This is a genomic window from Dolichospermum lemmermannii CS-548, assembly GCF_028330815.1.
Classification (GTDB): domain Bacteria; phylum Cyanobacteriota; class Cyanobacteriia; order Cyanobacteriales; family Nostocaceae; genus Dolichospermum; species Dolichospermum lemmermannii.
Genome location: NZ_JAQMTJ010000069.1, coordinates 1 through 6,287, shown reverse-complemented (window position 1 = coordinate 6,287; position 6,287 = coordinate 1). Strand labels below are relative to the sequence as shown.

The following is a 6,287-nucleotide window of genomic DNA, read 5'->3' as shown; positions in this document are numbered from 1 at the left end:
AGTTTCACTTTATCACACCACGTCCCTTTTAATGCTACTTATTCTCATTAAGCATCTTAATTTTTGAATTGACTTTAGTTATTATGTACTACTTTAAGGGCTTTTTTGATCTGTGACAGTTTGGGGTGCGGAATGTGGGTTTAAAATATCTTTAAAAAATCTTTAAAAAGTCTTTAAAAGCTCTTTAAAAGCTCTTTAAAAATGCAAATGCACATCTAGAAGAAATTGAAACAGCAATTCAAAAAAATGAGGCGGCTTAAATTGTGGTACGTCTTTATGCAGATGAACAATTTCCTCGCATAGTCAGCGAATTATGATTAGTTCACCCTTCTCTATAAGCCCTTATTTTCCTTCTTTGCGTCTTTGCTCCTTAGCGTCTTTGCGCGAAACAAAGATAGCACCCTTAGCAATAAAGCCCACCTGAGTGGGCTAATGAGGCTGATTTGTGCAGAGAAATGGGATTAATAAGGATCTGAATCAAATTTCCCGCGCTTCACACTCCTAAGATAATAACCTCGTGACGGTAATTTATTTAAATCGAAAGTGTCACCTCTAGGAACTCGCCAAATTTTGTAGTCGTGATATGTGAGAGGAGTTCCCTTTTCACAAATTTCTGGGGGATGATCTCCTAAGACAAAATACGCTGAACCTTTACCCGTAACTTTAGCAATACCATATTTATCAACTAGTAAAGATGTTTGTTCGCTAATTGCTATCCCTAACGCTTTTGCAGATACACCATCTTGAATTTGCCTAGCAATAAAAACCATAATTCTTCCCATTCTTTTGCGTTCATCAAAATGGGTATCAATGATAGTTCCTCGCAGATATTTCCACTGGAAAAAGTTATAGGTAAAGGTAATATTCCCGTAGGGATCATCAAGGGCTTCGTGAGTTTCAATACTATCTTCACAAGCACAAGAATCATAAACATATTCACTTTGAATCATCGCTCCGGCACTTGTACCACCAATAGCACCACCTTGATCATAAACCGACTTAATAGCAACTTCTAGCTTAGTGTTTTTCCAGTGGCGAATATATTCACATTGATCACCACCAGCAAAGAAAATTACGCCAGCATTTCTGACCTTATCAAAAATATCAGTTCGGTTTGCTTCTTGACGATTACGAATGATGAGAGTTTCTACATATTTGACACCTCTCATACTATAAATTAGCTGATTATAATCATCGTTACCAGCAGCACGAATTACTAAAACATTAACTTTAGTATTGCTGTTACTACCACCCCTGACTTGATTAATCATCCACTGAATAGCGTCATCAACATCAGGACCGCCACCACCTAAATTATGAACAGGTCCAGCTAATTTAGGGAGTTTATAAGCTGGTTCAGAGGTGGGAATTTGGCTATCGGCAATGATATCCTCAAAGAACCGTTTTAACTTGGCTGTTAAACGATCTAGGATGCGGTTTACCATCTTCAACAAGCTGTTTTTTGCATTCTGCAAACGCCTGGATGTACTTAGGAATGCCTTTATCATATTATAATCTTGTCAAGCAAACAGCAATCATTTCTAACTTTCGCATTTCTCAGGGCTAAATTCCTAGCGTACAGGGTTTGTACTGTTTTTTTACGGACAATAATCAGAGTAATCTTTAATTCTCTTTACCAGACAATTTCTGCTCGTTCTTCTACTACTCTTTCATAAACCATTTCTGTTTGTTTACCTAATTTTGGCCAGCTAAATCTTTTCTCTAAATCTGCATAAGCATTATTTACCAACCATTGACAATAATCTGGGTTTTTCAGCACTTCTAATATTCCCCAAGCCACAGAGTCCGAGTTGTTTACCCAGGTGGTAATTCCCGTTTTTGTATGTTGAACTACTTCTGGGAAACCACCAGTATCGGAAACTATGACTGGTACGCGGGAGGCAAAACTTTCTAAAGCAACTATCCCAAAGGGTTCATAAAGACTGGGAAAAACTGCACAGTCAGCGATGGTTTGAAATTTATCTAAGTATTCATCAGCCAGGAATCCAGTAAAGTAACACTTGTGCCAAATTCCCAAATCCCAAGCTTGACGTTTAAGATGGTCAGTATTACCACCACCAATTATGACAAATTTAACATTATTTCCCATTTCCCACAGCACCTTGGGAGCGGCATTAAGTAATATAGGTACGCCTTTTTCATAGGTCATGCGACCAAGATAATAGACAATTTTTTCATCATCTGCGGCAAATCGTCGCCGAAAATCTTGAGCATGAAAATCTTTGTGATGTATTTTCTTTTCTGCGCGAATACCGTTATAAATTACGTCAATTTTATCACTAGGAATATATAGTGTTCCGATCATTTCCCGACGCATATATTCACTACAAACGATGACCCGCCAAGCATTATCAGCTAGTGTATATTCTTTATCATGAATATAGTTTTGGGTATCATTGTGAATACCGTTATAGCGTCCATGTTCTGTGGCGTGAATTGTGGCAATCAGGGGAATTTTAAAGGTATGCTTGAGAGCGATCGCTGCATCCCCAACTAACCAATCATGGGCATGAATCAGATCAAATGGACCTTTTTCCCTTAATAACCTGCCGCCATGTTCTCCCATACTCTCATTTAAGTTCACCACCCAGTGGAAAAAATCGTTACTAGGAGCTACTGGGACACGGTGGATATGAATGCCTTCCACGACTTCATACAAGGATGCTGGACCAAATTCTGGCGTAATTAGGTGGATGTCATGGCCTAACTTTATTAGTTCCGGGTACAATTCAGCAACGTGACGAGCAATTCCCCCAACTATCCTCGGTGGAAATTCCCAACTCAGCACTAATATCTTCATTGACTTGACTCCCCGATGATTGACAAAAAGTTAAAATATATAAAAACTATATTTATAGCAGGGAAAAGGGCATTAGAAATTAAAAATTCTCGAAAACTCTTAGGAATACTACTGGCTGGCTGATTGACGAAGGAGCATTCACTTGCAGCCGATAGACTTTTTCCGCCAATCCTAAGTATATGTAGGAATCACAAATGATATTTCAGTATCTTGTCCAAATCGAAAAAAGCCTTGATTCGTAGGTTGGGTTGTTCGCGTGAGCGTTGCGGAGCAATAGCATGAAACCCAACATGAGCGTTGGGTTGCGCTGTCGCTACAAAAAATGGACAAGGTATTGTTTATGACGATGAATTGATGGTTTTAAAGGCTTAATTGAGATTTAGTCACTTGCGTGACACTAAGTATATGTCATAAAAAGATTATTAATTACCCCAAAATTACGGTTTTGTTTATCAATAAAATCTCTTACGATTATACCCGTATTGAATATTGAAACGAGTTGGGATTAGAAATTGTAGGGGTTTAGCATTGCTAAACCTTTGTATTCCACAATGCAATAGAAAACTACACTTCCTTATCAGGTGCGGAAATCAAAAATATGTTAAATAACTCTTTTCTCAGTCAAACCGCGACAACAGTTGTCTTTATTGATTTCTCTGTTTCCAAATATCACACCCTCCAAACGGGAATTGTTGACGGAGTAGAAACAGTTATTCTTTCCCCAGATAGAGACGGGATTGAAGAAATTACCCAAGTTTTACAACAAAATCCCCAAGTTAACAGTGTATATATAGTTGCTCAGGGTTCTCCGGGAAGTTGGTATTTAGGTAATACGCACCTGAGTTTAGACAATTTAGATAAATTACAAGATTATCAATCACTAATCACAACTGAGAAAATTAAGCAGATTCTTCTTGATAACAACAACGGTGGCTTTGAAAGTATCTTTGATAGAGGTAATGGTATAGCTTTTGCTGATCTGCAAGGAGCGCAATCCAACAACTATCAAGGTTTTACCCAAACCGTAAGCTACACTGATCCATTGATTCTTGACCTCAATGGCGAGGAACAAGTTCAAGCTTTAGATGCCAAAGATTTGGATGCGAGTAGCATTATTCCTCAATTAAGTGAAAAACTTCAGTACGATGAATCGCCACCTTTCCTAACGTCATTCCCTATTCCCCAGGAAGCAACTTTATCCCAAGCACAGATTCCCCTAACGCAGCAAAACCTGGCTAACTTATTTGCCACAACAAATGGGTCACTGACGAAGCTTAGCTCAGATCTTGCCACGTTGTTTACAGGCATCAATTCCTCCTCTCTTCAGTCAACCAATCTTCAGTCAACCAATGGACTTATTGCCAATCAATCATTTCTTCAGATAACTGGTGATAATGTTGCAATTGAAGCGACAGCAGATACTGACCTAGATCAATTATTGACTGACTTACAATCTCTAGGGTTACAACAGTCTTTTGCCTTCGGGCGTGTCATTTCGGGTGTGATTCCTATATCGGAACTCGGTAATGTGGCGGCATTGTCAAGCTTGCGGTTAGTTCGTCCTGTTTATCGGCCTATTACCAATGTGGGTTTGGTTACCAGCCAAGGCGATGTAGCTCAACGCTCAAGCAATGCCCGTTCGATTTATCCTGGCGTAGATGGTACAGGTATTACGGTGGGTGTCCTGTCAGACAGCTATAATAATCGAGGTGGGGCTTCGGCTGATGTCGCTAGTGGGGATTTGCCCTCTGGAGTGATTGTCCTACAGGATCTCGCATCGGGGGGGAGCGATGAAGGTCGAGCAATGTTGCAGATTGTCTCCGATGTGGCTCCTGGAGCAAAACTCGCTTTTAATACTGCCTTTGTAGGAGGACAGGCTGGCTTTGCCAATGGCATTAAGAACCTTGCCAAACCAATAGCCAATGGTGGAGCGGGGGCAAGCGTAATTGTAGATGATGTCTTTTATCTTGCTGAACCCTATTTTCAAGATGGCATAGTTACCCAGGCAGTCGATCAAGTGGCAGCAAATGGTGTTGCCTATTTTTCTTCCGCAGGCAATCAAGCCCGTCGCTCCTATGAAAGTGCATTCGTACCGGGGAGCATCGCTACTGTTGGTGGGCGAAATTATACCTTTCAGGATTTCGATCCCAGTGAGGTAGTCAATAATTTCCAAGCAATTACCATTAACGGCGCATTTGCACCCGGACTGCAATGGGATCAGCCCTTTGCTTCTGCCAGCACTACTGGAGTCGGTTCGCAAAATGACTTGGATATGTTTTTGTTCGCTTCTCCTAGCTTTACGAGTACCATCTATGCTTCTAGTACCAGTAATAATTTAAATGCTGATCCATTTGAAATTTTCGGAGTAACTGGAACAGCTACAGCATACGTAGCGATCGGCAAGCGTAATTCTGTGGGGGGGCCGAACCCAACTAAGATCAAATATGTTGATTTTACCGGTGTTAATAACACTTTTCAATTTGCTACGAATAGTTCAACGTCTTTCGGACATAATCAATCTGCTAATGGTCTGGGTGTAGCGGCAGCTTATTATCAACAAACACCTGCCTTTGGGACAAATCCGGCTTTAGCTGAGTCATTTACTTCTCTCGGCGGTACCCCCATTTTGTTCGATACGGCGGGGAACAGACTCGCCACACCAATTATTCGGAATCAGCCTGCTATTACAGCACCCGATGGTGTGGATACCACATTCTTTGGACAGGATTCAGATGGCAATGGTAAGCCAAATTTCTTTGGTACATCAGCCGCCGCGCCTTCTGCCGCAGGAGTTGCTGCTTTAATCCGTCAGGCCGCTCCAAGTGCCACCAACACGCAAATTTACAATGCGTTGAAGAATACAGCTATTGACATGAATACCCCTGGGTATGATTTGCTGACTGGGTATGGATTAATTCAAGTGGATGCTGCGATCGCCACTCTTAATTATGCACCCACTAACTTAACTCTCTCCAACAACACCATTGCCGAAAATCAAGCCATAGGAACAGCCATTGGCACATTCACCACGACAGACCCAGATACAGGAAACACCTTCACCTATAGCTTAGTTACAGGAACAGGTGCAACTGATAATAGTTTATTTTCCATTACCAATAATCAACTCAAAACCAACTCTGTCTTTGACTACGAAACCCAAAACAGTTACAGCATTCGAGTTAGAACCACAGACCAAGGGGGGTTAAGTTATGAAAAACAATTAACTATTGGAGTCAATGATCTCAATGAAATTACTGGTAATCCCTCAATTAACAATGGTCGTACCCCAATTGTAGGAACTGCTGGTTCTGACCATATTATAGGCGGTCCAGGGGCAAAAACCATTACTGGAGGTGCTGGTAATGATTTCTTCGTGTTTACTGATCTCCGAGATGTGGGACAACGGATTACGGATTTTACTGTAGGAACAGACAAAATTGTCCTTACTCAATTGATTAGTAGTATT

Annotated in this window: 3 protein-coding genes; 1 reads left to right on the top strand and 2 read right to left on the bottom strand. The window is 40.8% G+C overall.

Annotated elements, in window-relative coordinates; translation table 11 throughout:
• Positions 1 to 461: 461 nt before the first annotated feature.
• Complete coding sequence (locus PN450_RS04415; RefSeq protein ID WP_271835526.1) at positions 462 to 1,508, bottom strand: cyanophycinase; 1,047 nt, start codon at positions 1,506 to 1,508, stop codon at positions 462 to 464.
• 125 nt (positions 1,509 to 1,633) lie between these two features.
• On the bottom strand, positions 1,634 to 2,821 hold the full coding sequence (locus PN450_RS04410) for a glycosyltransferase family 4 protein (protein WP_015083460.1): 1,188 nt from the start codon (positions 2,819 to 2,821) through the stop codon (positions 1,634 to 1,636).
• Positions 2,822 to 3,419: 598 nt separating this feature from the next.
• Here PN450_RS04410 and PN450_RS04405 point away from each other — a divergent pair.
• A partial coding sequence (locus PN450_RS04405; RefSeq protein WP_271835525.1) for a DUF4347 domain-containing protein occupies positions 3,420 to 6,287 on the top strand: 2,868 nt, incomplete at its 3' end.